Annotated in this window: 22 protein-coding genes; 9 read left to right on the top strand and 13 right to left on the bottom strand. The window is 73.4% G+C overall.

Annotation, left to right across the window (positions count from 1 at the left end; all coding sequences use genetic code 11):
• Positions 1–130 precede the first annotated feature (130 nt).
• A complete protein-coding gene (locus ACFW22_RS19635; protein WP_386405998.1) occupies positions 131–1831 on the bottom strand; it encodes an FAD-dependent monooxygenase in 1701 nt (566 codons plus the stop codon).
• 472 nt (positions 1832–2303) lie between these two features.
• Between ACFW22_RS19635 and ACFW22_RS19630 the strand changes: the two genes are divergently transcribed.
• On the top strand, positions 2304–4364 hold the full coding sequence (locus ACFW22_RS19630) for a SpoIIE family protein phosphatase (RefSeq protein ID WP_386405995.1): 2061 nt from the start codon (positions 2304–2306) through the stop codon (positions 4362–4364).
• A 6-nt stretch (positions 4365–4370) separates the two neighbouring features.
• On the opposite strand, the gene ACFW22_RS19625 is transcribed toward ACFW22_RS19630, so the two are convergent.
• The 4 genes from ACFW22_RS19625 to ACFW22_RS19610 form a co-directional block, all read right to left on the bottom strand.
• A complete protein-coding gene (locus tag ACFW22_RS19625; protein WP_386405992.1) occupies positions 4371–4988 on the bottom strand; it encodes a DinB family protein in 618 nt (205 codons plus the stop codon).
• A gap of 124 nt (positions 4989–5112) precedes the next feature.
• On the bottom strand, positions 5113–7071 hold the full coding sequence (locus ACFW22_RS19620; RefSeq protein WP_386405989.1) for an ABC transporter permease: 1959 nt from the start codon (positions 7069–7071) through the stop codon (positions 5113–5115).
• A gap of 142 nt (positions 7072–7213) precedes the next feature.
• Positions 7214–7609: a molybdopterin-binding protein gene (locus tag ACFW22_RS19615; RefSeq protein WP_386405986.1), complete on the bottom strand. Its 396-nt coding sequence runs from the start codon at positions 7607–7609 to the stop codon at positions 7214–7216.
• A gap of 205 nt (positions 7610–7814) precedes the next feature.
• A complete protein-coding gene (locus ACFW22_RS19610) occupies positions 7815–8294 on the bottom strand; it encodes an Lrp/AsnC family transcriptional regulator (protein ID WP_386405983.1) in 480 nt (159 codons plus the stop codon).
• Positions 8295–8782: 488 nt separating this feature from the next.
• Between ACFW22_RS19610 and ACFW22_RS19605 the strand changes: the two genes are divergently transcribed.
• Together ACFW22_RS19605 and ACFW22_RS19600 are read left to right on the top strand one after the other, a co-directional pair.
• A complete protein-coding gene (locus tag ACFW22_RS19605; protein WP_386406193.1) occupies positions 8783–10288 on the top strand; it encodes an FUSC family protein in 1506 nt (501 codons plus the stop codon).
• Between the two features lie 99 nt (positions 10289–10387).
• Positions 10388–11443, top strand: a complete 1056-nt coding sequence (locus ACFW22_RS19600; RefSeq protein WP_386405980.1) for a lactonase family protein — start codon at positions 10388–10390, stop codon at positions 11441–11443.
• A 91-nt stretch (positions 11444–11534) separates the two neighbouring features.
• Here the strand turns inward: ACFW22_RS19600 and ACFW22_RS19595 are convergent, their stop codons facing one another.
• Both ACFW22_RS19595 and ACFW22_RS19590 read right to left on the bottom strand, forming a co-directional pair.
• Complete coding sequence (locus ACFW22_RS19595) at positions 11535–12455, bottom strand: sirohydrochlorin chelatase (protein ID WP_386405977.1); 921 nt, start codon at positions 12453–12455, stop codon at positions 11535–11537.
• A gap of 179 nt (positions 12456–12634) precedes the next feature.
• Positions 12635–13642 (bottom strand): N-acetylglucosamine kinase, encoded by a 1008-nt coding sequence (locus ACFW22_RS19590; protein ID WP_386405974.1) that lies wholly within the window; start codon positions 13640–13642, stop codon positions 12635–12637.
• Positions 13643–13738: 96 nt separating this feature from the next.
• Here ACFW22_RS19590 and ACFW22_RS19585 point away from each other — a divergent pair, with 96 nt between their 5' ends.
• Positions 13739–14416 carry a uracil-DNA glycosylase gene (locus ACFW22_RS19585; protein ID WP_386405971.1) on the top strand — a complete coding sequence of 226 codons (678 nt, stop codon included), beginning with the start codon at positions 13739–13741 and terminating at the stop codon, positions 14414–14416.
• 101 nt (positions 14417–14517) lie between these two features.
• Here ACFW22_RS19585 and ACFW22_RS19580 read toward each other — a convergent pair whose 3' ends face one another.
• Positions 14518–15600 carry a WD40/YVTN/BNR-like repeat-containing protein gene (locus tag ACFW22_RS19580; RefSeq protein WP_386405968.1) on the bottom strand — a complete coding sequence of 361 codons (1083 nt, stop codon included), beginning with the start codon at positions 15598–15600 and terminating at the stop codon, positions 14518–14520.
• A 96-nt stretch (positions 15601–15696) separates the two neighbouring features.
• Complete coding sequence (locus ACFW22_RS19575) at positions 15697–16776, bottom strand: NADH:flavin oxidoreductase/NADH oxidase (RefSeq protein ID WP_386405965.1); 1080 nt, start codon at positions 16774–16776, stop codon at positions 15697–15699.
• Positions 16777–16898: 122 nt separating this feature from the next.
• Between ACFW22_RS19575 and ACFW22_RS19570 the strand changes: the two genes are divergently transcribed.
• On the top strand, positions 16899–17252 hold the full coding sequence (locus tag ACFW22_RS19570) for an ArsR/SmtB family transcription factor (RefSeq protein WP_386405962.1): 354 nt from the start codon (positions 16899–16901) through the stop codon (positions 17250–17252).
• Between the two features lie 94 nt (positions 17253–17346).
• Here ACFW22_RS19570 and ACFW22_RS19565 read toward each other — a convergent pair whose 3' ends face one another.
• The 4 genes from ACFW22_RS19565 to ACFW22_RS19550 all read right to left on the bottom strand — a co-directional run bounded on the left by ACFW22_RS19565 (position 17347) and on the right by ACFW22_RS19550 (position 20605).
• A complete protein-coding gene (locus ACFW22_RS19565; protein ID WP_386405959.1) occupies positions 17347–18018 on the bottom strand; it encodes a TetR/AcrR family transcriptional regulator in 672 nt (223 codons plus the stop codon).
• Positions 18019–18147: 129 nt separating this feature from the next.
• Positions 18148–18840 (bottom strand): phosphatase PAP2 family protein, encoded by a 693-nt coding sequence (locus ACFW22_RS19560; RefSeq protein WP_386405956.1) that lies wholly within the window; start codon positions 18838–18840, stop codon positions 18148–18150.
• Between the two features lie 122 nt (positions 18841–18962).
• Entirely contained in the window at positions 18963–19898 is a 936-nt protein-coding gene (locus tag ACFW22_RS19555; RefSeq protein WP_386405953.1) for a M56 family metallopeptidase, read from the bottom strand.
• Between the two features lie 134 nt (positions 19899–20032).
• Positions 20033–20605 carry a DUF5134 domain-containing protein gene (locus tag ACFW22_RS19550; protein ID WP_386405950.1) on the bottom strand — a complete coding sequence of 191 codons (573 nt, stop codon included), beginning with the start codon at positions 20603–20605 and terminating at the stop codon, positions 20033–20035.
• A gap of 171 nt (positions 20606–20776) precedes the next feature.
• On the opposite strand from ACFW22_RS19550, the gene ACFW22_RS19545 reads away from it, so the two are divergent.
• The 4 genes from ACFW22_RS19545 to ACFW22_RS19530 all read left to right on the top strand — a co-directional run bounded on the left by ACFW22_RS19545 (position 20777) and on the right by ACFW22_RS19530 (position 24766).
• Positions 20777–21328: a GNAT family N-acetyltransferase gene (locus tag ACFW22_RS19545; protein ID WP_386405947.1), complete on the top strand. Its 552-nt coding sequence runs from the start codon at positions 20777–20779 to the stop codon at positions 21326–21328.
• 158 nt (positions 21329–21486) lie between these two features.
• Complete coding sequence (locus ACFW22_RS19540) at positions 21487–22893, top strand: DUF6421 family protein (RefSeq protein WP_386405944.1); 1407 nt, start codon at positions 21487–21489, stop codon at positions 22891–22893.
• Positions 22894–22928: 35 nt separating this feature from the next.
• Positions 22929–23690, top strand: coding sequence for an SDR family NAD(P)-dependent oxidoreductase (locus ACFW22_RS19535; protein WP_386405941.1), 762 nt, complete (start codon positions 22929–22931; stop codon positions 23688–23690).
• On the top strand, positions 23687–24766 hold the full coding sequence (locus ACFW22_RS19530; RefSeq protein WP_386406190.1) for a threonine aldolase family protein: 1080 nt from the start codon (positions 23687–23689) through the stop codon (positions 24764–24766). Before ACFW22_RS19535 ends, ACFW22_RS19530 begins: the two co-directional genes overlap by 4 nt.
• The last annotated feature ends 37 nt before the right edge of the window (positions 24767–24803 follow it).

Here is a 24803-nt window from a genome sequence, read left to right as displayed (position 1 = left end):
GAAGAGTTCCCCGAAGGGGCCGGGCGAGCGGCTGCGCCCCGTGCCGCCCGCGAGCGCCCGACGCGTCCGGGCGCCCACGGTCCTGCCGTCGGAGGGCGGCGCAGGCCGTACCGATCCGGGCCCGCTCGTTTCACCGCCCGCGGAGGGGAAGCATCCACCGGGACTTCCGGACCCCTCTCGCGCGGCTGGGGGCGAGCGCCGAGAGATAGGCGCGGAGCAGGGCGGTGCGGGTGACGGGGGCGACCAGGCCCACGTGCCCGTCCGGCCGGACGAGCCACAGGACGTCGGGGTGGCCGAGCCGTCCGGCTTCGATGTCGTCCCGCGGGGTGACGGGCAGGATCCGGATCGGCACGGGAAACCGTGCGCACGCCCGGCGCAATCCGTCGACCACCCCGGGCTCGGCCCGGGCGGCGTACAGGACCAGCGTCCACCGCCCGTAACCGAGCAGCGTGCGCAATCCACGGGCAACGGTCCGTGGGACGGTGCTGAGGGAAGAGCCGGTGCCGGACGGTGCGCCTTCGCCGGGGACGAGGACCCTGACGTCCGGCATCCGGTCGCCCGCCCGCGGGCCGCGGCGGCGGTGTCGCCCCGAGCGGTGCCAGGACAGCGGGCCGCCCCGGTGATCGCCCGGCACCCTGCTCCGTCCCGGGGCGCCCGCGCGGAGGCCGGCTCCGGGGCGAAGGCCGCTTCGGACGAACGCGGCGGGAGCGGTGGCCGCGAACGCCCGGTGGCCCAAGGGCGGCAGGGGCGGTTCCATGAAGTCGAAGCGCATGTGCCGGAGGTACTGCACGGCCGTCAGCCGCTGCTCGGCGTCGTACGTGTCCAGGAGCCCCTCGTCGGCCTGTCCCCCCTGCACGGCGGCCAGTTTCCAGGCCAGGTTGACGGCGCCGAGGATGCCGATGTTCGTTCCCAAGCCCCCGACGGGTGCCCAGGCGTGTGCCGCGTCTCCCGCGAGCAGGGCCCGTCCGCGGCGCAGCTCGGCGGCGATCCGTCCGTGGAGCGCAGCCCCGTCCGGACGGGGACGTGCCGCGTCGAGCCGGACCGCGGGCACCCCGGTGGTGTCCGCGACCAGGGACCGCAACTCGTCCTGGGTCGGGGCGGCGGTCGCCCCCGGTTCCGGACGGTCGCGGAAGCAGAAGAAGCGGAAGCCTCCGTCGGACAGGGGGAAGACGAGCAAGGAATGGTGCGGCACCAGGAAGAGGTGCCCGAGGTCGGGCCGCAAGCCGAGCGGCCGGCCGGTCGGGGCGGTCCCCAGGACGACCTGGGGGGCGGCGGGGAGAAGGCCCCCGAACCGGATGCCGAGCCGGTCCCTGACCACACTGGCGGTGCCGTCGCAGCCGACGATCCACGGAGCCGCGGTCGATTCGACCGCGCCGCCCGCGTGCCGAAGGGTGAACTCGGCCCGGTCTTCGCGCACCTCCACGTCGGTCACCTCGGTGTTCCACTCGACGCGGGTGCCGAGCCGGGCGAGTTCCTCCCGGAGGAGGCGCTCCACGTCGTACTGCTGGACGGCGAGGGGACGGGCGCGGGCCGGCAGGGCCCAGCCGGTGCCGAGCGGGCCGAGGGCCCGGTCCCGGGCGTGGAGCGTCACCGTGCCGAGCTCCACCCCCCGCAGTCGGAGGAGTTCACCCACGCCCAGGACGTCGAGCGCTTGACGGGCCCGCGTCCAAAGCACCAGGGGACCCGCCTTGTGCCGGGCCGTCGGGGCCCTGTCGACGATCCGCACGCGCAACGAGAGGCGGCGCAGTCCGATCGCGAGGGCGAGCCCCACGGGGCCCGCCCCGACGATGCACACATCGGTGCTCCCGACCACGCCGCTGCCCGTGTCCACCCGGTCACCTGCTCCCGCTCGGCCCTGCCCCGCGTTCAGGGTGCTGATGGAAGATCACCTTTGACAGGGCGTGCGACGGGGCGCGGGAGTCACGTGCACAGGGCCGGACGCCTCCCCGTGCGTCATCCGGTCCGTTTGGGCGGCAGGAACGAATTTCAGTCGTCCTCGCCCCTTCTCCGGGGCTGCTCACGGACGGTGGACCGGCCCCGGTGGCGCGTTCTCGGCGCGGGCGCCCCGCGCCGGTCCGTGCCCGTACCCGAGGGCACGCACGGTCGTGCCGGGACGCCGTCGTCGTCACCGGTCGTGACGGACGAGGCTGCCCGCCGGGGTCCGCTGGTCCGGAGGTCCGCTCGCCGCCCGTGTCCGCCACCGATCGGCCGTACTGCGCAGCGCTCGCCGCGGCCTCCTCGGCTAGGGTGATTCGGTAGGGAATGCGCCCCTCGGGGCCAGGCCGATGCGTAGGGTCGGTGCGTTGGAGACTCACCAGTCGTCGAGCAGGGTTCCGCAGCCGCCCCGGGCGGCCGTCGGGGACGCGGGCGTGCTCCGCGAACTGCTGCCGATCGCCCTCTGGCGCGAGGACGCCGAGGGACGCATCGTCGAATGGTCCCTCGCCGCGCAGGACCTGCTCGGCCACCGGCCCGAGCACGTGCTCGGGCGGCTCGCGACCCCGCTCCTCGTCCCCGAGTCCAACCGCGAACTCGCCGACCGGCTCACCGACCGGGTGCAAGCGGGCGAGACCATGGTCGGCACCCTGCCCGTCCGCCACCGCGACGGCCACACGGTGGTCATGGAGATGTGGATCGTCCCGGCCGCCGACCCGCAGGGACGCCCGGGAGCGATGCTCATCGCCGTCGAGACCTCCGAGGTCCTGCGGATGCGGGAGAACCTGGCGGCCATGGAGAGCCTCTTCACCCAGTCGCCCATCGGGCTCGCCCTGCTCGGACCGGATCTGCGCTTCCTCCGCGTCAACGACACCCTCGCCCACATGAACGGGGTCCCGGCGGACCGGCACGTGGGGTACCGCCTCACCGAGGTCGTCCCCGGGGTCAACGCCGCCTCGCTCGAATCCCTCATGCGGCAGGTGCTGGAGACGGGCACCGCCGTCACGGACGCCCGTCGGGTCGGCCGCACCCCCGCCGACCCCGACCGCGACCACATCTGGTCCTGCTCGTACGCCCCGCTCTTCGACCGCACCGAGCGGCAGCCCCTCGGCATCATCGCCTCCCTGGTCGACATCACCGAGAGCCAGGAGGCGCACATCGAGGTCGAGCGGGCCCGTCACCGCCTCGCCCTGCTCGCCGAGGCCGGGGCCCGGATCGGCACCACGCTGGACCTGAAGCAGACGGCCGAGGAGGCGGTCCGGTTCCTCGTGCCCCAGCTCGCCGACTCCGCCGACGTGCAGATGCTGGAATCCGTGCTCGAACCGGACGACTCGGCCGCCTCCACCCGCGGGGTGCTGCGCCGGCTTGCGGCCCGCTTCCCCGATCCGACCGCCCCCACCGCGTTCCTCACCCCCGGGCAGACCTTCCAGCTCCCACTGGACTCCGTGTACGAGCAGGTCGTTCTCCGCGGACGGCCCACCAACCTCTACGTGTCCGACATCCCCGAGCTCTTCACCGATCCGCGCACCGAGGCCCTCCGCACCTATTTCGCCACCCGCATCGGCTCGGCACGACTCGTCCCGCTGGTGGCCCGGGGCCAGGTGCTCGGCGCGATCACGGTCACCCGGTTGCGGACCCGCGAACCCTTCGACGCACAGGACTGCGTCCTCATCGACGAGGTCGTCGCCCGTGCGGCCCTCAACATCGACAACGCCCGGCTCTACACCACCCAGCGGCAGGCCGCCCTCACCCTGCAGCGGAGCCTCACCAACAACGCCCTCCCCGACGTCACCGGCCTCGAACTCACCGGCCGCTACCTCCCCGCGAGCTCGCACGACGTGGGGGGCGACTGGTTCGACGCCATCGCCCTCCCCGGCGGCAGGACGGGACTCGTCATCGGTGACGTCATGGGCCACGGCATCCACGCCGCCGCGGTCATGGGCCAACTGCGCACGGCGGTGCGGACCCTGGCGCGTCACGACATCCCACCGACGCGCATGCTCAGCTCCTTGGACGCGGTCGTGGCGGACCTCGGCGAGGACGAGATGGCAACGTGCGTCTACGCCGTCCACGATCCGGCCCGGGGCAGTTGGGTCGTCGCCCGAGCGGGGCACCCGCCGCCCGCCGTCGCCACTCCGGACGGCACCATCGCCTTCCTCGACGGGCCGCCCGGAACCCCGCTGGGCAGCGGCGTCCACGACTTCGGCACCCAAGAGGTCGTCCTGCCCGAGGGCGGGCTCCTGGTGCTCTACACGGACGGCCTCATCGAAGCCCGCGACCGGGACCTCGACCAGGGCATGCAGCAGCTCGCCGAAGCGCTCCGCCCCCTCGGCCGGCCCTTGGACGCGCTGTGCGACGAGGTCATCGAGCGGCTCCTCGCGGGAGCCGCACAGGACGACGTGGCGATGCTCATCGCCCGCACCATCCCCTGAACCCCCTCACGGCCGGAGCCGGTAGAGATCCCGGAGCAGGGCGATCTCCGCGCCGTGGTGCAGCAACTCCTGGTTCACCCACCACACGACCTCGATGAAGGGGTCCTCCGGATCGCTGCCGTGCGGGTAGCTGCTGTGCCCGACGGTGTCGAGGGCCTCGTCGTCGGTGGACAGCAGCACCCCGCGCCAAGCGGTGGCGCCGGCGTCGAAGGCGGTGAGGGCCGAGGCGACGTCCCCGCTGACCGGGAAGTCGTCACGGGTCAGACGACGGCTGCCGTTCACGTGGTCGGCGCGCAGCGCGAGCAGCTCCGAAAGGTGGTTCAGCCGCCAGGCGACGGTCGTGAACGGCGGTGGGGTCGGGTGCGGCGGAGGCGTCGTGTCCCTGCCCCATGCACCGGCCCCCACCAGCAGGGTCGCACGCGGTCCCGGACCGTCGACGTGCCGCCGGACGGACCAGCAACCGGGCCCCGGCTCCCACACGTACTCCTCGTCGGTCATCGGACCGACCGTGACGTCCGTGCCGTTGCCGCTGTCCATCACGGGTCCCGCCATGCGGTCGACGAGCCGCTTCCGGGCGAAGTCGAACTGGTCGAGGAGGGGCACGAGCCGCTCGGGCAGGGACATGGGGGCTCCTGGTCGTACGAGGACGGGACGCTGACACGATGTCACGCCCCCGCGCCTCGCCGCCCCTGGGTTTGCCGCCCGGGCGGGCCTCCGAAGGACCCGCCCGGAAGCGTGCCGAGGGCCGTCACAAGGGGACGACGGTCACCTCGGTCGCCTTGATGCCGGTCCACACCGCAACCCCGTCCGCCAGACCCAGTTCGGCAGCGGCCTGCGGGGTGATCTCGGCGACGAGCGCAGGCGCCCGGTCCGAGGTGACCAGGACGCGCAACCGGCTGCCGCTCGCAGTGATCTCGCGCACGGTGCCGGGCCAGACGTTGCGGGGGCTGCCGCCGGGCTTCTCCCGGTGCACCGCCACTGCCTCGGGCGCGATGACCGCCAGGGACGGGGTGCCGGGGGGCGGGGTCTCGGCGGTGACCAGGGTGCCGCCCCCGTCCAGGCAGATGCCTTCGGCGGAGGCGGTGCCGGGCCAGGCGTTCCGCCCGAGCATCCGGGCCACCCAGGGGGAGCGGGGGTGCCGGGACACCTCGGCCGGAGAGGCGTCCTGGAGGGTGCGCCCGTCCTGGAGCACGAGGACCCGGTCGGCCAGGGAGACGGCCTCGACGGGATCGTGGGTGACGATCAGACAGACTCCGCCGAAGCGCGCGAGGTGGGCGCGCAGGGTGTGACGGACGTGTGCCCGGGTGGTCTGGTCGAGGGCGGCGAGCGGCTCGTCGAGCAGCAGCAGCCGCGGGCGGGCGGCGAGCGCACGGGCCAGGGCGACCCGTTGGGCCTGCCCGCCGGAGAGTGCGGCGGGTCGACGGTGGGCGAGGTGCCCGACGGCGAGCCGGTCGAGCCAGTCCTGTGCCGCGCGTCGTGCCTCGGCGCGCGGCACGCCGTGCGCCCGCAGGCCGTACGCCGTGTTGGAGAGCGCGGACAGATGGGGGAAGAGGGCGCCGTCCTGCGGCACCCAGGCCACCCGGCGCCGGTGCGGCGGCTGCTCGGTGACGTCGGCCTCACCGAGCCGGAGCGTCGCCCGGGCGCGGGGGGTGAGGCCGAGGAGGGCGCGGAGGAGGGTCGTCTTGCCCGCACCGTTGGGCCCGACCACGGCGACGGTGGTGCCGGGGGCGGCGTCCAGGACCAGCTCGGTGAAGCCGGTGACCTCGGCGTGCAACGCCCATCGCCCCTCCTCCCCGTCGTCCGGGCCGGGCCCTCGCCCGGTGCTGTCCGCGGTGGGCTGCGGTCCGGCCGCGGTGGTGTCTTCGGCCGGGACGGGGGGTGCGGCCCGGTCCCGGCCCGGGCTGCCCGTCCAGCGGCCCCGCAGCGCGACCAGGACCGCCATCGCGACGGCGAGCAGCAGCAGCGACACGGAGGTGGCGGCTTCCGGCTCCTCCTGCAACAGGAGGTAGACCTGGAGCGGCAGGGTCTGGGTGGTGCCGGGCAGGTTGCCGGCGAAGGTGATGGTGGCACCGAACTCGCCGAGGGCCCGTGCCCAGGTGAGCGCGGCGCCGGCCAGCAGCCCCGGGGCGACCATCGGCAGCGTGACGGTGAAGAAGACCCGCACCGGCCCGGCGCCCAGGGACGCCGCCGTCTCCTCGTAGCGGGGGCGCAGCCCGGCGAGCGCGCCCTCCAGGCTGATGACCAGGAACGGCATGGCCACGAACGTCGCGGCCACCACCGCGCCCGAGGTGTGGAAGGGCAGGGTCACTCCGAAGGCCTGCTCCAGCCAGGGGCCGGCGATGCCGCGCCGCCCGAACGCGAGGAGCAGGGCCACGCCGCCGACCGTCGGCGGCAGCACCATGGGCAGCAGCACCAGCGATCGGACGATTGCCTTCCCGCGGAACGGCACCCGGGCGAGCAGCCAGGCCAGCGGCACGCCGAGGAGCAGGGACAGGCCGAGCGCCCAGAAGGAGACGACCAGGGACAGCTTGAGGGCCTCGACGGTGCCCGGGCTCGTGAGGTGCGTCCCGAACGAGCTCCACTCGGTGCGCGCCAGGACCCCGACGAGCGGGAGCACCAGGAACGCGACGGCGAGCAGTGCGGGCACGGCGAGGACGAGCGGAGTGCGCGGCCCGCGGCCGGCGGTCCGAGCGGGAAGGGGTTTCATGGTTCGTTCCAGGAGTGCGCGGAGGCGGGTGGGGGCTGTCCGTCCCCGGGCGCGGGCGGGCCCCCGGCCGGTGGCTCCGGCGCCACGGGCCCGTACGGGCCGGTTGCCGCGCCGACCCGCGCCGGTCCGCGACCGGAAGGGCTCAGGTCCTGTCGATGTGCACGCTGGTCGACTTGACCCGGGCGGTGGCCCGCATGCCCACCTCCAGGCCCAGTTCCTCCACCGCCTCGCGGGTGAGGAGGGAGACCAACCGGTGCGGACCGGCCTGGATCTCGACCTGGGCGGCGACGTCACCGAGCTTGACGGCGGTCACGATCCCGGGAAACGCGTTGCGTGCCGAGGTGTACGGCACTTCCTCGTCCCCGGCTGTGCTCTGCCCGACCTCCACGGAGAAGGCGGCCAGGTCGCGGCCGTCGATGAGGCGCCGGCCGTTCTCGTCGCGGTGCGTCGCGACCCGACCGGCGTCCGCCCAGCGACGTGCCGTGTCGGGGCTGACGCCGAGCAGACGCGCCGCCTGGCCGATGGTGTAGGACTGCATGGCCGCCACGTTAGGCCGTCCGGATTCTCATCTGCAAGGGACGACTCTGCTCCTCATGGCATCTGCCAGCCGACTTGGAGGAAACGACCAGGGAGAGCGTCCCGCGGCTTCCCCCCGACGACCTCGGCGCCCCGCTGTCCGCGCCCCGCTGTCCGCGCCCCGCTGTCCGCGCCCCGCGGTTCGCTCCCGACCGCCTCGGCTCTCCTCAGCCCGTCCCCGACCGTCGACCGATCGCCTCCACCAGTGGGAGGAGCCGGTGCGCCACCCGCTCGCGCAGCGCGATTTCGGTCCGGGTGCGGACCACCCCCGGCAACTGGATCAGCCGCTGGATGACGTCCTCCAGATGGCCGGCGTCCCGGGCCACCACACGGGTCAGGAGGTCGCCGCCACCGGTGATGGAGAAGGCCTCCACGATCTCCGGCACGCCCGCGAGCGCGTCGCCCACCTCGTCGAGATGGCCCTGGGTCACCTCGACGTGGACGAAGGCGAGCACCGGGTGCCCGAGTGCGGCGGGGGACAGGACCGGCCCGGTCGCCGTGATCACTCCGTCGCGTTCCATGCGGTCGATCCTCGCCTGCACGGTGCCGCGCGCCACCCCGAGGATCCGTGCGTACTCGCGCACGCTCGTCCTCGGCTGCTCGATCAACAGCCGCAGGATCCGGGTGTCGAGTCCGTCCACCGTCATGCGCGTCGGCCTCCTTCGCCCCGCTCGTCCGATTTCTGACTGTACCCAGCGGTTCGAGGGCCGACCGAAACGCTCGGAGCCGCCCGTCGCACCGACCACGGTGGGGGTGCCGGCCGGGCAGCGGTGGGGGTGCCGGCGGGGCAGCGGTGGGGGCGCTCCGTGGCGCCGGTGGCGACCGGTCGGAAGCCGTGCGCCGTGGCGCGCCGGGCCCGATGCCGCCCAGTGGTCCGTTGGCCTGCCGCTGGACCGGTGGTGGAGTCGTTCGCTGGGCCATTGGTCCAGTCGGTCGGCATCGAGTTGAGCCAGCGGCACCCGAATGGTTTGCTTGTCATATCCAGGTACTTTCGGCGCCGCGCAGCGCCGGGGCGGCGACGAGGCCGGTCCGGACCGCGGCGCCCTTCGTCGTGTCCGCGCACCCCCACCACCCCGGGACGGTGCGCAGCAGGGCGGAAGGCAAGACAAGGGGGCGGCTCACCGCCGTGAAGAGGATGTTCGTGGCGCCGGATCCGGGGCGCGTCAGGTTGAAGAACTCGCTGCGGGCCGTCATGGGGATCGCGCTCGCCGTCGCCCTCGCGGAGCTCGCCGGGCTCTCGCTGGCGGCCTCCATCACCGGTGGGCTCGCCGCGTTGCTGGCACTGTTCACCGTGACCGACGCCACCGTCCGCGCGCAGGCCGTGACGACCCTGCTCCTGCCGGCTGCGGGGCTTCCGGTGCTCGCCCTGGCCACCGCCCTGCACGACATGACGCTCCTGCGCGACCTCGCCTTCCTCGCGGTCGTCTTCTGTGGCGTCTACGCCCGGCGCTGGGGGCCCCGCGGCCATGCGCTGGGGATCTTCGCCTTCATGAACTTCTTCACGACCCAGTTCCTGCACGCCGTGCCCGGTGAGCTCCCCGAGCTCTACGCCGCCGTCGGCATCGCCCTGGCCGCTGCCGCCGCCGTGCGCTTCGTCCTGTGGCCCTTGGAGCGCCGCACCCCTCCGCCGGCCGCACCGGCCCCCTTGCCCGGAGCCGGCCTCGCCCGCGTGACCACCCGGCAGGCCGTGCAGGCCACGGCCGCCTGCTCCGTGGCGCTCGCCATCGGCCAGGTCCTCTCCGAGGACCGCTGGTACTGGGCCGTCGGCACGACCTGGTGGATCTTCGTGAACACGGTGTCGCGGGGCGAGACGCTGGTGCGGGGCTTCCGCCGGGTCCTCGGCACGGTGATCGGCATCGCGGTCGGCATGGTCGTCGCCATCCCGCTCCACGGGGCCCCGGCGCCCACGGCCGCCCTGGTCGCCCTCTGCGTCTTCGGGATCTTCTACGCGGCGCCCGTCTCGTACAGCTGGATGATGCTGGCGGTGACGGTCATGGCAGGACTGCTGTACGGCCTCCTCGGCGTGCTCGACCCGGCGCTGCTCGTGCTGCGCCTGGAGGAGACCGCGGTGGGCGCCGTGTGCGCCGCGCTCGCCGTGCTCCTCATCCTCCCCGTCACCACCCATGCGATCAACGACGCCTGGATCCAGCGGGCCCTGCAGGGCGTGCGCGCGGCCACGTCCGCATCGCTGCGGCGCCTGTCCGGTGAACCGGACGCCGATCCGACGCCGCACGCCGCAGAGCTGGAGCTGCTGCTCGGGCGGGTGCGCCTCTCCCTCGCTCCGCTGGTCCACCCGCTCAGCCCCTTCCGGAGCCGCAAGGCCAGGGCGCGCCAGGTGCTGGCCCTGCTCGACGAATGCGCGGAGGAGGTCCGCGGGCTCACCGCGGTGGCGGCAGATCCGGCCGCGGGCCACGACGCCCGGCTCGCGGCGGCCTGCTGGCGCGTCGAGGCGGCCGTGGAGCGTCTGACCTCGCCGCGGTCCGGTCGTGCCGGCGCCGAACGCGGGGGACCGGAGGAGGCGCTGGTCGCCCCGGCGGCGGGCCATGGTGCGCTCGGCCACGTCAGCGGCCTGGAGAAGCTCCTCGCGGCACTGGACGAGCCGCTGCGCACGCCTCCGGGATCCCTGCTGGTCCGTTCCTGAGGTTGCCGGCGCCCACCCCCGCTTTGGTCTAGACCGCCTGCTACCGTCGGCCCGACGAGACCGGTCGACCGGGACCGGGCCAGCGGACAGGGAGACGCCGTGGGCGACACAGCAACGGATCGGGAGCAGCGCCGGGCGCGGGCGTTCATCGGCTCCTTCACCACGGCCGGCGGACACGGGGTGCTCGCCGCCGAGGCGGACCCGGAAACGGGGGCGCTGACGGTCACCGGAGCCTGCGACGCCGTCGCCGATCCCTCGTTCCTCGCGCTCGCCGGGTCGGTGCTGTACGCCGTGTCCGAGACCGACGCGGGTGCGGTGGCAACCTTCGACGCCACCGGGCCCGCCCCCCGACCGCTCGGCCCGCCCGTGCCCGTCGACGGCTCGGGTCCCACCCATCTGGCGCTCGCCGCCGGCCACCTCCTGACCGCGAACTACGCTTCCGGCAGCGTCACCGTCCTGCCCCTCGACGAAGACGGCGCCGTTCGTCCCGCCACGACGGTCCTGCAGCACGAGGGCGGCGGCCCGGTGGTCGACCGGCAGGCCGGTCCGCACGCCCACCAGGTCCTCCCCGACCCCAGTGGGAACTGGATCGTCAGCGTGGACCTCGGCACCGACTCGGTGAGGACCTACGTCCTCGATCCGGAGACCGGGACGCTCGGCCTCCACGGCGAGACCGCCCTGCGCCCCGGATCGGGTCCGCGTCACCTCGCCTTCCATCCGGCGGGTGGGCACGCGTACGTCCTGAACGAACTGCGGCCCACCCTCACCGTCTGCCGTTGGAACGCCGCCGGGGGCGCACTCGAACCGCTCGGCGAGACGGCCGTCGTTCCCGAGGGGACGCCCGGGCCCGCCTACCCGTCCGAAGTGGTCGTCGCCCCCGACGGCCGCTTCCTGTGGGCCGCGGTGCGCGGGACCGACGCCATCGCGGTGCTCGCCCTGGACGGGGAGGGTGCCGTGGCGGAGCTGGTGGCCACCGTCCCCTGCGGCGGTTCCTGGCCGCGCGACCTGTCCCTCGACCCCTCCGGACGGTGGCTGTACGCGGCGAACGAGCGCTCAGGCGACGTCACCTGGTTCGCCCTCGACCCGGCGACCGGGATCCCGTCCCCAGCCGGTTCGCTCGCCGCACCCGCCGCTTCCTGCATCGTCCTCGGCTGAGCTTCGGAGCGGGCCGCGACCGGACACGACGAAGGGTCCGCACCGGACGATTTCCGGAGCGGACCCTTCCGTGCGACGCGGCGGCGCCGTCTCAGAGCGAGTGAGCGCCCTGCGGCTGCTGGGGGAGGCCGAGCGCGGCCGTGTACTGCGAGAGCACCAGCTTGCCGATGGCCGGGTAGGCCCCCAGCGGTTCGGCTGCGGCGCAGCCGGCTTCCTTCGCGGCCTCGTCGAGGAGGCCCTCGGCCAGCTCGGGACCGATCAGGTACGGGGCGAGGGCCAGCTGCTCCGAGCCGGCTGCGCGCAGCTGCTCGGCCACCGAGGTGATGGAGCCCTCCTGGTCGAGCGCGGCGGCCATCACCGGAACGGCGAGGCGTGCGGCGAGCAGCATGCCGGTGATGCCGGCGGCCTGTACTGCCTCCTCGCCGCCGACCGTGGCCAGGATGATGCCGTCGGCGGCCGTCGCGACCGTGAACAGCCGGGCGCGGTCGGCGCGGGCGAGGCCCGCCTCGGAGAGGCGCACGTGCAGCGCCTCGGCGAGCAGCGGGTGCGGGCCGAGGACGTCGGTCAGCTCCGTGGTGTTGCCGCCGTCCATCAGGGCCTGGCGCACCTGGCGCATCTGGGCGCTGTCCGGGCCGGCGAGCAGCGGAACGACGACCGCGTCCGGCCCCGTCGGGGCAGTGGCCTCGCGACCGGCGGCCAGGGCCAGCTCGTACCGCTCGGTCCGCAGCTTGGCGGTGGCCGTGAGGACGGCCGTCAAGGACGGGTACTCGGCGTCGTCGCCCTCCAGGAAGCCGATCGCGGCCTCCAGGCCGGGCAGCTCCGAGCGGGCGATGCTCACGACCTCTTCGGCCAGCGAGCGTATGGCGGACGACGGCACGCCGGGAACGGCGAGAACGAGTGCGGGAGCGCCCTCGGGCGCCGCCGCGGGTTCGGGGCGACGGTGCCGCCCGGACTGGCGGGGTCGAGGCATTCGTACAGGCAGGCCGGAAGCAGGCCCAGTGGGGGTGCTCATGGCGCCGCATGCTACTGGTTTCGCCCGTCGCGCCGTTGGCTGAGGTGCGGTCGCGCGCCTTCTGCCCCCCTATGTCCGGGTCTCGATCGGGCCTCCGTTCCGCTGCCGTCCCGAACTCACCACCGATGGGTCCGCGGCGGCACCGGCAGACCGCTTCCCACCTGCCCGGACGTCCCGAGCTAGCGGATTTCGGCCCCGAAGAGACGGAGGAGCGAAGGGTCCTCCGGCAGTCGCAGGGCATCGGCGGCGAGCGCGGTCGCGAGGGCCGCCGCCCCGGCCAGTGGATCACCCGCCGCCTCCGTGGTCCGGGCCTGCGGGAGAACCGCGTCCAGCGCGACGCGCAACGGTTCGAGCAGCGGCCCGCCCATCTTGAAGAGGCCTCCGGTGAGCGCCACCACGGCCCCAGGCCCCCTCGGGCAGGCGGCCTCGGCCGCTTCGGCGATGTGCCTTCCGGCCCGCGCGAGGATCTCGGTCGCCACGGGATCCCGCGCAGCGGCGCAGGCCCCCACCTCCGGGGCGAAGGAGGCCAGTACCGCGGGCCGGTCCGTTCGCGGGTAGAGCACGCCCGGTAGACCGGCCACCGGCCCGAAGAGCGCCTCGGCCCGGGCCAGGAGCGCCGTCGAACCGCCGCGCCGGCCGTCATGGGAGCGCAGCGCCGCCTCCAGCCCCGCCCGGCCGATCCAGGCGCCGCCGCCGCAGTCGCCGAGGAGGTGCCCCCACCCGTCGACCCGCCGCCAGGAGGCCAGGTCCGTGCCCAGGGCGATCAGGCCCGTACCGGCCGCGACGACGACGCCCGGCCGCTGTCCGAGCGCCCCGGCGTACGCGGTGACGGCGTCCGCGGCGAGGGCCGTGCGCCGCACCCCCCAGGCCGCGGCGAAGGCGTCCGGCAGTGCGGTCCGCAGCTCGTCCCCGAGGGTCGCCATCCCGGCGGCGCCGACGACGACGGCCGCGATCGGCAGCCCGCCGGTGCGCTCCCGCAGGGCGGCGACGGCGGGCAGCACCTGTTCCAGGAAGTGGTCGGCGGAGATGCCGCCGGGTCCCGTGCGCACCGGTTCCCGCGAGGAGGCCGTCTCCAGGACGGTGCCGCGCTCCGCATCGGCCAGGGCAATGCGGAGCCCGGAGCCGCCGGAGTCGACGCCGATGACCGAGGCGCCGGAGGAGTCGCTCGTGGAACCTGCGGAACCCATGGAGACCACGGTGCACCATCCTCGGCATCGGGGGCGGGAGCGGCGGAGGTCCGGGCCGACCCCGGTTGTCACTGTAGGCCGGTAGAGTGACGGACCGTGACAGCACGACCGTTGAACGAACTGGTGGAGCCCGGTTGGGCGGAGGCGCTGAGCCCCGTCGCGGGGCGTGTCGCCGAGATGGGCGACTTCCTGCGGGCGGAGATCGCCGCAGGAAGGACCTACCTCCCGTCCGGGCAGAACGTCCTGCGGGCGTTCCAGCAGCCCTTCGAAGAGGTGCGGGTCCTGATCGTGGGTCAGGACCCGTATCCGACGCCGGGCATGGCGATGGGGCTCAGCTTCTCGGTCGCACCCGAGGTGCGTTCGCTGCCCGGCAGCCTGGAGAACATCTTCCGGGAGCTCCACACCGACCTCGGCCTGCCCCGACCGTCCAACGGCGATCTGACCCCGTGGACCCGTCAGGGCGTCCTGTTGCTCAACAGGGCGCTCACCACCGCCCCGCGCAAGCCGGCCGCCCATCGGGGCAAGGGCTGGGAGGAAGTGACGGAGCAGGCGATCCGTGCGCTCGCCGCCCGGGGCAAGCCCCTGGTGTCGATCCTCTGGGGGCGTGACGCCCGCAATGCCCGCCCGCTCCTCGGCGACCTTCCGGCGGTCGAGTCCGCGCACCCCTCCCCGATGTCGGCGGACCGCGGATTCTTCGGTTCCCGTCCCTTCAGCCGGGCGAACGAGATGCTCCTCGGCATGGGGGCCCAGCCGGTGGACTGGCGCCTGCCCTGAGCGTTTCGGGGTCGGCCCCGGAGCGAGGGCCGGTGGGGGAGGAGGGGCGCGGCCTTGCGGTGGGGAGTTCCGGCCGGTCGGCGAGGTCCGGTCACGGTCGCTCAGATCACCGCCGCCCGTACGCACAGCACGTCCGGCAGGTGCTGTGCCAGCAGCTGCCAGGTGTCGCCGTCGTCGGCGCTCGCGTACAGCTCGCCGTTCCGGTTGCCGAAGTAGATGCCCGCCGGGTCCGCGTCATCGGTGCACAGGGCGTCCCGCAGCACCGTGCCGTAGTGGTCGCCCTCGGGCAGCCCCCGGCTCAACGGCTCCCAGGTGGCGCCCGCGTCCGTCGTGCGGTAGACGCGGCAGCGGTGGTCGGCCGGGACGCGGTCGGAGTCCGCGGCGATCGGGAAGACGTACGCCGTGTCGGGGCGGTGCGGGTGCGCGGCGACGGCGAAGCCGAAGTCGGAGGGGAGGCCGTCCCCGATGTCGGTCCAGCTCGCGCCCGCGTCATCGCTGCGGAACACGCCCCAGTGGTTCTGGAGGTAGAGCCGGTCCTCGTCGCCCGCGTCCTGGGCGATCTTGTGCACGCACTGCCCGAACTCCGGGTGCGGGTCGGGAAGGAACACGGCGGACACGCCCCGGTTGGAGGGTTCCCAGGCCGCCCCGCCGTCCCGGGAGCGGAACACCCCCGCCGTTGACACGGCGACCGCGAGCGCGTCCGGGTCGCGCCGGTCGGTGACGACGGTGTGCACCGCCTCGCCGCCGCCACCCGGCACCCAGCGGGAGCGGGTCGGATGCTCCCACAGGGGACGGACGAGCGCGAACGACTCCCCGCCGTCCGTCGACCGGAAGAGCGCCGCGGGCTCCGTGCCGGCGTACACGACGTCGGGGGAGTGCGCGGGGGCGGGGTGCAGTTGCCAGACCCGTTCCAGTGACGCACCGGTGTCCTCGGGGAACTTCACCGCGGGCTCCGGTGGTTCGGTCCACGTCCTGCCGAGGTCGTCCGAGTGGAAGACGGAGGGACCCCAGTGGCTGCTGTCCCCGCCGACGAGCACCCGCCGGACGGGGCGCCGGGTGTCGATGGCGACCGAGTACACCGCTTGCGCCGGGAAGGCGGGATCGTCGAACTCCCATCGTCCGTCGTGCCTCCGGCCGATGAAGAGGCCCTTGCGGGTGCCTACGGTGAGGAGTACGTCGGGCATGGTGGCCACCTCCAGGACGCCGTCGTCACTGATGCGGCCAGTCTGCACCCGGCCACTGACAACCGCCTCGGAGACACTCCCCGGTCGGCCTCCGGGTCAGATCGCCCAGGCGTACGGTGACGGGGCCGACAGCTCGCCGCCCAACGCACGGGCGGCGCGGCGCGGCCAGGAGGCGTCGCGCAGCAGTTCGCGGCCGAGCAGGACCGCGTCCGCCTCGCCATTGGCCAGGATCTTCTCGGCCTGTTCGCCCTCGGTGATCAGGCCGACCGCAGCCACCGGCAGCCCGGTCTCCGCCTTGACGCGTGCGGCGAAGGGAACCTGGTAGCCGGGCCCCACCGGGATCTCGGCCGGTCCGCCGTTGCCGCCGCTGGAGACGTCGAGGAGGTCGACCCCGTGCTCGCGGAGGAGTGCGGCGAAGCGCACGGTTTCGTCGACGGTCCACCCCTGTTCGTCCAGCCAGTCGGTGGCGGAGATGCGGAAGAAGACGGGCAGCTCTTCCGGCCACACGGCCCGCACCGCGTCGACCACCTCCAGGGCGAAGCGGGTCCGGTTCTCGAAGGATCCGCCGTAGGCGTCCGTGCGGTGGTTGCTGTGCGGGGAGAGGAACTCGCCGATGAGGTAACCGTGCGCACCGTGCACCTCGACGACCTCGAAGCCGGCCTCCAGGGCGCGCCGGGCCGCGTCCGCGAACTGCGCGGTGATCTCCCGGATCCGCTCCGCGGTCAGCTCGGTCGGCACCGGGTACCCCTCGGCGAATTCGACCGGGCTGGGGCCGACAGGCTGCCAGCCGGTGCCCGGGGCGACCGGACCGCGACCTTCCCAGGGCCGGTTGGTCGAGGCCTTGCGCCCGGCGTGCCCGAGCTGGATGCCGGGTACGGTGCCGTGCTCCTTGAGGAAGCCGGCGATCCGGCGCAGCCCCTCCACCTGGGTGTCGTTCCAGAGCCCGAGGTCCGCCGGGCTGATGCGGCCCTCGGGGGCGACGGCGGTCGCCTCGACGAGGATCAGTCCGGCACCGCCGGTGGCCCGGGCCGCGTAGTGGGCGAAGTGCCAGTCGCCGGCGACGCCCGTCCGCGGTCCGGAGGTCTCCGCCGAGTACTGGCACATGGGCGCCATCCAGACCCGGTTGGGCACGGTCAGGGAACGCAGGGTGTAGGGCTCGAAGAGGGCGACGCTCATGACGGACTCCGTTTCGGGATGCCTCGAAGGTCCTCGTACGATACTCATCGTAGTACGGGGACTGTCAAACTACGAAGATTCTCGTACAATGGATCCCACCCCGGATGAAGTGGAGCCGCCGCGTGACGACCACCACGAACCCGCGCGTCCTCGAGCACCCCGCGCGTGATCGGATCCGCCTCGAAGAGGTGCTGCATGCGTTCTCGGACGCGGTGCGCCTGCAGATCGTGCGGGACATGGCGCGCGAGGGGGTCGAGCTGAGCTGTTCGCACTTCGACCTTCCGGTCACCAAGTCCACGACCACGCACCACTTCCGGGTGCTCCGCGAGAGCGGCGTCATCCAGCAGGTGTACCGCGGCACGGCCAAGCTCAACGCGCTCCGCAGGGAGGACCTCGACGCCCTCTTCCCCGGCCTCCTCGACTCCGTCCTGGCCTCGGTCGACGCGCAGGCGGGGCGGGAGGGGGGCGAGGACTGACCCCCCCCGCCTCCGGCCCGCGCGGCGCGTCCGGTTCGACGGACCCGGCGGAGCGGATCCGGACGGGCCGCCCGAACGTCCGGTCCCGGTCGGGCTACTCCGGCCGCGGCGACTGGCCGGAGGAGGGGTGGCCGGCCGGGTGCCGGGGTGACGGAGCGCCGTCGGGCGGACCTCCCTCCGGCGGTGCGCCCGCCTCCCAGTCGAGTCCGTACCGCTGGAACAGTTCCGACCGCAGGCGCGCCAGCGGCATCGGGGCCCCCGGCAGCAGCACCGCCACCACCGCGCCCATCAGCAGGGCGCGCAGGAGCGGGTAGTCCGTGTCCACGTCCGCGGAGCCGTACCGCGTGACCGTGTCCCGCAGCAGGAAGGCCAGGCGCTGCTGCTCCTGGCACTGCACGAACCCTTCGGCCTGCAGGATCAGTGCCATGTGCGTCCGCATCAGGGTGGGCCGCTCCACCGCGAGCCCCAGGATCGCGTCGATCGCGCGGGCCAGCCGCTCGTGGCCGTCCTCCGTGCGGGGCTCGCGCTCCAGCGCCGCCTCCAGGGTGCGGTGCATCAGTCGGTGCACCGCGGCCTGGAGCAGTTGCCGCTTGCCCGGGAAGTAGTAGGAGATCAGCCCCCGTGCCGTCCCGGCCCGTTCCGCGATGTCGCCGAGCGTCGTCGCTTCGTAGCCGTGTGCGTCCACGAGCTCCACGGTGGCCTGGAGGATCCGCTCCCGCGACCGACGGCGAAGCTCTTCATTGACCGATGGGCTACGCGGGGACATGCTGGACTCCTGCGTTGACTGGCTGCCGGCCAATATACTCGGCGCATCCCGTCGTCATGCCCCCGTGGCAGGCCGCCGGGCAGGCCGTCTGTTCTGGGCGACACGGGGGATCGTCCAGAACAGGCGGTTTCACTTCGTTTCTCCCATTCTGCTCCCGCTGCTCCCCGGGCCGTCGGCGCCGTCCTCGCCCCTCTTCCCGGACCTCCGCCCGCCCCTGCGGTACCCGAGCACCGCCGCGACCACGCAGCACCAGCCGAGCAGCCAGCCCTCCAGGACGTCCGAGGGCCAGTGCACGCCCAGGTAGACCCGGGTCCAACCGACCCCGAGCACCGAGACCACGGCCGCGCCCGCCAGGGTGCCCCAGCCGCGCCACCCGGCCCGCCAGTGCAGGGCGAGGACCCACAGCAGCAGCCCGCAGGCGACCGTCGCCGTCAAGGCGTGTCCGGACGGGAAGGCGGCGTACTGCGCGGAGTCGACGGGGTCGCTCCACCGGGGCCTGTCCCGCCCGACCAGTGCCTTGAGCCCCTGCTCCAGCCCGACGGCGAACAGGAGGGTGCCGACCACCCAGAGCGCCGCCCTGCGCTCCCGCCGCCACCACAGCAGCACGGCCGCGCCGGCGCCCAGGGTGCGCATCGTCCAGGGGTCCCACGCCCCATCGCTGAGCGCACGGTTGACGCGGGTGAACCCGGGGTGGGCGAGGGCGCTCCGGTGGAGCGCCTCCGCGACCGACCGGTCGAAGGAGAGCAGCGGTGACCACTGCACGGCGACGAGCAGGAGCAACAGGGCGGCCAGGACTCCGGATGCCACGGCTGAGGTGCGCATGAGTCGATCCTGCCCGACCGGGCGGGCCCCGCGTGCCCCGGCGGGCCCCGTGTTCCGCCGGTTCCCGGTGCCTCGCCCGGTGCCGTCCGGCCGGCCTTCGTGGTGAAGGCCGCCACGTGTCGTTACCCCAGGGTGCGGAGCACGGGCGCGAAGGCCACGAGCACCGGGACCACGGGCACCAGGGACGCGGCTGCCGTCAGCCTCAGCCGGTGCCCGGCCGTGAGCCGGGGAGCCGCCGTGAGCAGGCGGTTCACCCGTTGCGGCAGGTCGGCCTCAGGGGGGTGGCCGGGACCGAACACGCCGCGGTCCTCGTTCAGTTCGACCAGGGCGAGGGCGACCGTCAGCCGCCCGAACCGGCGCGAGGCCACGTCGTCGGCGGCCAGTTCCACCAGTCGGTGCATCTCTTCGCGGAAGGCCGTGAACACCGGGATGCCCGGGAAGCCCGTGGCCAGCGCCGTCGAACAGTGCAGCAGCCAGTCGTGCCGGGCCCTGGCGTGACCCTGCTCGTGTGCCAGGACCGCGTCCAACTGGCGTCCCTTCAAGCGTTGCAGCGCCGCCGTGGTGATGACCAGTCGGGGCGTCGGCCCCGCCATCCACCAGACGTCCGCCCGCTCGCCCTCCAGCACCACGAGCCGCTCGCCGCCCCCCTGCTCCCCGGGGAGCAGGGGGGCGCGGACCAGCAGTTCGTTGCGGCGCTGTCGCCGCCGGGCGCGGGCCCGCCCGACCTCCCGGCCGAGCATGGCCCCGGACCAGAGCCCACCGGCCGCCAGGACCACGGCGAGCACTGCGGACCAGGGGCCGGTCGTGGTGAGTTCGTAGGCGTCGACCACTGCGCGCGGTGCGGGTGCGAATACCTGGCCGCGTACGGCCTGCCAGGCCGTCGAGGCGCTGAGGGTCATGGAGAGCGCGAAGCTCAGCAGCACGGTGGCCACCGTGCACTGCCACGCCCACAGGGCCACCACGGGTTCCCGCTCGACCCAGTCCGCCCGGGCCAGGAGGCGGGGGGCCACGAGGGCGGTCAGGACGCCGAGGAGGAACAGCGCGAGGGAGACCCACATGGGCTCAGCCTATGAGCGCGGTACTCGACCGGGGTATGGCCTCGGACGGCAAGTGACGTACGCTACGGTTTGGTTGACCGGAGTGCGCGGGGGTCCGGCCGAACGGTGCCGGGTTTCCTTCGGCGGCTGCGGCCTCACAGGGTCACCAGCATCGCGAACATGGCGAGCGCCATCGAGAGCCGGCAGGCCAGGGCCAGCTCGGGCCGGTTCGTCCAGGCGGGGCCAGGAGCACCGGCGGTCGCCGCCGCCACCGGCACGATGCGCGCCCCCGCGTGCAGCGCGTAGCCCGCGTAGTAGAGGAGGAGTCCGCCGGTGAGCAGGGGGACGCCGCCCGGCGCCCCCGCCCCGTGACCCACATGTCCCGCGTGGGCCTCTGTCCCGCCGGGTGCTCCCATGGCCACGGCCATGTAGACCATGGCGAGCGAACCCACCAGGTGGTGCAGGTGGTGACCGCCGCGCCGAACCGCCAAGAGGCCGTGCAACGCCGCTGCACCGAACACCGCCGCGTACACGACCCAGCTCCAGTCGGGCGGCGTCAGCACCGCGGCGGGCAGCGCCATGGAGGCCATCCCGAACCCCATCACCGCCTCACTGCCCGCGGCCCGTCGCTCCTCCCTCGCACGGCCGCGCATCCGCAGCAGGCAGTACGCGCCGGTGGCTGCGCACAGTGCGACCAGGAGCCACCCGGACAGCGCCGGTCCGTGCACGGCCCACCTCCCCCTCGATGCCGTTCCTTCCCGAAGCCATGCCCGTGTGTCGTGCGTCGCACGCGGGCGCACGGGCGCGCACGGATGTACGAGGGGGAGCGGAAGGCGCGCGGGTTAGGCTCGGGGCGATCGCGCACGTCGATCGTCAACGCCCGAGGGGAGCCCCGCAGCATGGACACCGTCACGTCCCGGGAGACCGGCCGCATCAGCTACCGCGAGGCGGTCCTCGACGACGTACCGGCCCTCGTGCCGCTCGTCGAGTCGGCCTACCGGGGCGACGCCAGCCGGGCCGGTTGGACCACGGAGGCGGACATCCTGCAGGGGCAGCGCACCGACCGCGAGGGCGTCGCCGGCGTCATCACCGCTCCCGGCAGCCGACTCCTGGTGGTGGAGCGGGACGGGGAGGTCATCGCCTGCTGCCAGCTGGAGCACCGGGGGGAGGCGGCCTACTTCGGCATGTTCGCGGTCCGGCCCGAGCTGCAGGGCGCGGGCCTGGGCAAGCAGGTCCTCGCCGAGGCCGAGCGCCGGGTGCGCGAGCTCTGGGACGTCCGCGAGATGCACATGACGGTGATCTCGGTGCGAGCGGAGCTGATCGCCTGGTACGAGCGGCGCGGCTACCGGCGCACCGGGCGCATGACCCCGTTCCCCTACGGTGACGAGCGGTTCGGGCTGCCCCAGCGCGACGACCTGGAGTTCGAGCTGTTGATCAAGCCGCTGAACTGACCCCGGTGTGGCGGAAGCGTGGCTTCACCCCTGGTGGACAGGAAAAAATCCTGCCGCCAGGGGGGTCTTGCCGAATAATTTCTCTTGCTCCCCTTGTGTGAAAGAAGCGTCGATGGTTACCGTGTTTTGACGCAAGGTTCTCCTGTGGAGGAAGAGGCATGACGGAAATTCTTGTGCAGGACGTGACCGGTGGGGAGATATCCACCGACGCCCGGGTGGTCGACCACCCGGCTTGGACCGAGCTCAAGAATGCCGTGGAGGAGATCCGTCCCTGGCAGAGCGCAGACGGTTCCATCGACTTCGACGCCGAGGGCGCCCCGGCCCGCGCACTGGTCGAGCTGACCGTGGACCGCCTCGTCGCGGCCGTGGAGCAGCTCTCCCCGCTCGTCCCGCACGACGGTGCCTACCACCGCGCCCTCGTTGCCGACCTGCGCAAGTGGGTCGAGGGCGGATTCCTCGTGCCCGACTTCCTGGACTCCCTGATGGAGTTCCACCCGGCCGCGGGTCGGGCCGACGGGCTCCAGCACCTCGTGCTCTTCCCGATGTACACGCAGAACGGCAACCCGGACCGCAACTTCGAGGCCGTCGTGCTCCGCATGGTCTGGCCGGAGTGGCTCTCCGAGCTGGAGCGCACCCGCTACGACAACCCCGGTTTCTGCGGCATCACCTTCGAGGACTTCACCGCCGGGTACGACACCAACTCGGCCGTCCTCTTCCCCGAGACCGTCGCCGTCCGTGAGGTTCCGGAGCGCTTCACCTGGGGCGGCATCTTCTGTGACCGCGAGGCCGCGCGCTTCCGCAAGGTCACCGAGGCCGCTGTCGACACCCTCGGCATCGACCTGCCCGAGGACATCGCCGCCATGGTCGGCGACCAGAAGCGCTGCGAGCAGGCCTTCGTCCTGTGGGACATGGTCCACGACCGCGCCCACAGCCGCGGCGACCTGCCCTTCGACCCCTTCATGATCAAGCAGCGCCAGCCCTTCTGGATGTACGGCCTGGAGGAGCTCCGCTGCGACCTCACCGCCTTCAAGGAGGCCGTGAAGCTGGAGTCCGAGGGCAACGTGCACGGCCGTGACGTGCAGTACGCGGTCCTCTTCGACCGCATGTTCCGCTTCCCGCTCACCGGTGACCGCAACCGCAACTACGACGGCCTGGGCGGCCAGCTCCTCTTCGCGTACCTCCACAAGAACGACGTGGTGCGCTGGACGGACAACGTCCTCACCATCGACTGGCAGCGCGCACCCGAGGTCACCAACCGCCTCTGCGGCGAGATCGAGACCCTCTACCGCGACGGCATCGACCGCCCGAAGCTCGTCCACTGGTTCAAGGCGTACGAGTTCGTCTCCACCTACCTCGCCCCGCACCCGGGATCGAAGTGGGCCAAGGGCCCCGACGCCCTCGACCTCTCCCTCCCGCCGCGCAAGCTCGTCGACGACGTGCTTCCGGACGAGTTTCCGCTCAGCATGTTCTTTGAGGCCCTCGCCAAGAAGATGAAGGGCGTGATCGCCGACACCAAGGGCATCACCGCCGCCGACGTCTCTCGGACCGAGCAGGCCGCCGCGTGAGCGCACCCACGGAGCACACGGAGGAGACGTCGCCCATGAACGCCAACGGAAACGGCGGGCCGCTCGACGGCGCCGTCATCGCGGTCGCCGGTGCGGCCGGGCCCGCGGGCCGCGCCGCCCTGCTGCGCCTCGCCGAGGCGGGCGCGACGGTCGTCGCCTCCGACGCCGACCCGACGCGCCTCGCGGAGGCCGTCGACGCCGCCCGCTACGCCCACGGCGGGGCCAAGGTCATCGGTGACACGGTCGACCTCCTCGACCTGGACGCCACGCGCGACTGGGCCGAGAAGACCGAGAAGGAGTTCGGCCGGATCGACGGACTGGTCCACCTCGTCGGCGGCTGGCGCGGCAGCTCCTCCTTCACGGAGACCGACCTCCGGGACTGGGACTTCCTGGAGAAGCTCCTGATCCGCACCGTCCAGCACACCTCGCTCGCCTTCCACGACGGGCTGCTGCGCGCCGGCGGGCGCGGCCGGTACGCCCTGGTCAGCCAGGTCGGTGCCCACAAGCCGCTCGCCAACAACGCCGCGTACAACGCCGGCAAGGCGGCGGCCGAGGCGTGGACCCTGGCCATGGCGGACTCCTTCCGCAAGCTGGGGGGCGACGACGGCCCGCAGGCGGCGGCTGCGATCCTGGTGATCAAGGCATTGGTGCACGACGCCATGCGCGCCGAGCGCCCCCATGCGAAGTTTGCGGGCTTCACCGACGTCAAGGACCTGGCCGACGAGATCGCCGGCCTCTGGGACAAGCCCGCCCAGGAAGTGAATGGACAGCGCCTGTGGCTGACCCCCAAGCCGTGACCACGGCACTCGGCCCCAGGACCGACGCGCGTCGTCACCACGACCCGTCGGTCCGGGGCTTCGCCAGCGACAACTACGCCGGCGCCCACCCCGAGGTCCTCGCCGCCCTCGCCCTCGCCAACGACGGTCACCAGGTCGCGTACGGCGAGGACCAGTACACCGAGCACCTCCAGCGGATCGTGCACAGTCACTTCGGCCCGACCGCCGAGGCCTTTCCGGTCTTCAACGGGACCGGGGCGAACGTGACCGCCCTCCAGGCGCTCACCGACCGCTGGGGTGCCGTCGTCTGTGCCGAGAGCGCCCACATCAACGTGGACGAGGGCGGCGCGCCGGAGCGGATGGGCGGCCTCAAGCTGCTCACCGTCCCGACTCCGGACGGCAAGCTCACCCCCGAGCTCATCGACCAGCAGGCCTGGGGCTGGGAGGACGAGCACCGGGCCATGCCCCAGGTCGTCTCGATCACCCAGAACACGGAGCTCGGCACCGTCTACACGGTGGACGAGATCCGCGCGATCGTCGAGCACGCCCATGCCATGGGAATGAAGGTGCACCTCGACGGTGCCCGCATAGCCAATGCCGCGGCCTCGCTGGACGTTCCGATGCGGGCGTTCACCAACGCGGTCGGCGTGGACGTGATCTCGTACGGCGGGACGAAGAACGGCATGCTCTTCGGTGAGGCCGTCATCGTCCTCAACCCGGACGCGGTCAGCCACATGAAGCACCTGCGCAAGCTGTCCATGCAGCTCGCGTCGAAGATGCGCTTCGTGTCGGTGCAGCTGGAAGCCCTCCTCGCGAAGGACCTGTGGCTGCGCAACGCCCGCCACGCCAATGCGATGGCCCAGCGCCTGGCCGCCGGGGTGCGCGGCCTCGACGGGGTGGAGATCCTCTACCCGGTGCAGGCCAACGCGGTCTTCGCCCGGCTGCCGCACGAGGTGACGCGACGGTTGCAGGAACGCTTCCGCTTCTACTTCTGGGACGAGAGGGCCGGCGACGTCCGCTGGATGTGCGCCTTCGACACCACGGAGGACGACGTGGACGCCTTCCTCCAGGCGCTGAAGGAAGAACTGGCCCGCTGATCGGGCGACGGCACGCAGATGCGGCCGGACCGGAAGC

Origin of the sequence: Streptomyces sp. NPDC058872 (assembly GCF_042743065.1) — a bacterium.
GTDB lineage: Bacteria > Actinomycetota > Actinomycetes > Streptomycetales > Streptomycetaceae > Streptomyces.
This window is presented reverse-complemented; position numbering and strand designations above follow the sequence as displayed.